Source organism: Acetobacter sicerae (assembly GCF_011516765.1).
In the GTDB taxonomy this organism is placed as follows: Bacteria; Pseudomonadota; Alphaproteobacteria; order Acetobacterales; family Acetobacteraceae; genus Acetobacter; species Acetobacter sicerae.
In genome coordinates this window covers 1-1,886 of the sequence record NZ_JAAABN010000060.1, presented here as the reverse complement: position 1 = coordinate 1,886, position 1,886 = coordinate 1, and the positions used below count along the sequence as shown (strand labels likewise).

Genomic DNA, 1,886 nt, shown 5'->3' with positions numbered 1-1,886 from the left:
ACCCCCAGCGCTGCGAGCGCTGTCTGGACGATGTATGGGGCGTTGAGGTGTGCGACGTTGTATTGCTCGAACTGGCTGTCATGGTCGATGAACATATCCGGGAGCGTCATGGTGCGCAGACGGACGTGATCGAGCAGGCCGGTCTTTGAGAGATGCTGGGCGACAAACGAACCGAACCCTCCGACTGACCCTTCCTCGATGGTGATCAGAACGGCGTGGTCACGGGCGAGTTGCTCGACAAGCTGCGTATCCAGCGGCTTGGCGAAGCGGGCGTCAGCCACTGTCGGCGGCAGGCCGTGGGCGGCGAGCTGGTCGGCCGCCTTAAGCACTTCCTGCAGGCGCGGACCGAGCGACAGGATGGCGATCCCGCCCTTCTCGCGTCCGGACTGCTGGCCCATTTCACGGACGATGCGGCCCTTGCCGATCTGGATGATCTCGCCCTTCGCGGGCAGTTCCAGACCATAGGTGTTGCCACGCGGATAGCGCAGCGCGATCGGGCCTTCATCGAACTCGCAGGCCGTGGCCGTCATGTTCAGCAGCTCGATCTCGTCGGACGGCGCCATGATGGTCATGCCCGGCAGGCAGCCCAGATAGGCGATGTCGAACGAGCCCGCATGCGTCGCGCCGTCAGCGCCAACCAGACCGGCGCGGTCGATGGCGAAGCGCACCGGCAGCTTCTGCAGCACCACGTCATGCATCACCTGATCGTAGGCGCGCTGCAGGAAGGTGGAATAGATCGCGCAGAACGGACGCAGTCCTTCCGTCGCCATGCCGGCGGCGAAGGTGACGGCGTGCTGCTCGGCAATGCCGACATCGAAGAAGCGGTCGGGGAATTTGGTGGCGAACTTGTCGAGACCCGTGCCGGACGGCATCGCGGCGGTGATGGCGGCGATACGGTTGTCCGTGCTGGCGCGGTCGATCAGCTCACGGGCGAAGATGTTGGTCCAGGACGGCGGTCCCGGAGGAGCTTTCTTCTGCTCGCCGGTGACGACGTTGAACTTCGCCACGGCGTGATACTTGTCGCCCGCCGCCTCGGCCGGCTTGTAGCCGTGGCCCTTCTCGGTGATGACATGCAGCAGGATCGGCCCCTGATCCGTGTCGCGCAGATTGCGCAGGATCGGCACCAGCTGGGTCATGTCGTGGCCGTCGACCGGGCCGACATAATAGAAGCCGAGTTCCTCGAACAGCGTGCCGCCGGTGATCATGCCGCGGGCATATTCCTCGGCTTTCTTGGCGGTGCGTTCCAGACGGTTGGGCAGCTTTTTCACGAATTTCCCGGCGAGGTCACGCAGGCCCATGAACTGGCGCGAGGACATCAGGCGGGAGAGGTAGTTCGACATCGAGCCGACCGGCGGCGCGATGGACATCTCGTTGTCGTTGAGGATGACGATCAGTCGCTCCGCGCCCTCACCGGCGACGGCGGCGTTGTTCATCGCCTCGTAGGCCATGCCGGCGGAGATCGAGCCGTCGCCGATCACGGCGATGACGTTGCGCTCGCGGTAGGACGGATCTTCCTCGGCGCGCAGATGGTGCGCGACGGCCATGCCGAGGCCAGCGGAGATGGATGTGGAGGAATGCGCCGCGCCGAACGGGTCGTATTCACTCTCCGAGCGGCGGGTGAAGCCCGACAGGCCGCCCGGCTGGCGCAGGGTGCGGATGCGGTCGCGGCGTCCGGTGATGATCTTGTGCGGATAGGCCTGATGGCCCACGTCCCAGATCAGCCGGTCGTCGGGGGTGTCAAACACGGCATGGATCGCGACCGTCAGTTCCACCACGCCCAGCGATGCGCCGAGATGACCGCCCGTCGTGGACACCGTCTCGACCGTCTCGGAGCGAAGCTCGTCCGCGACCTGCTTCAGCTGGTCGACCGACAGGTTCCGCAGGTC

The 1,886-nt window shown here is 65.4% G+C and carries 1 protein-coding gene; it reads right to left on the bottom strand.

Annotated elements, in window-relative coordinates; all coding sequences use genetic code 11:
• On the bottom strand, window positions 1–1,886 hold a 1,886-nt coding region (dxs, locus tag GVI59_RS18505; protein ID WP_173575508.1), incomplete at both ends, for a 1-deoxy-D-xylulose-5-phosphate synthase.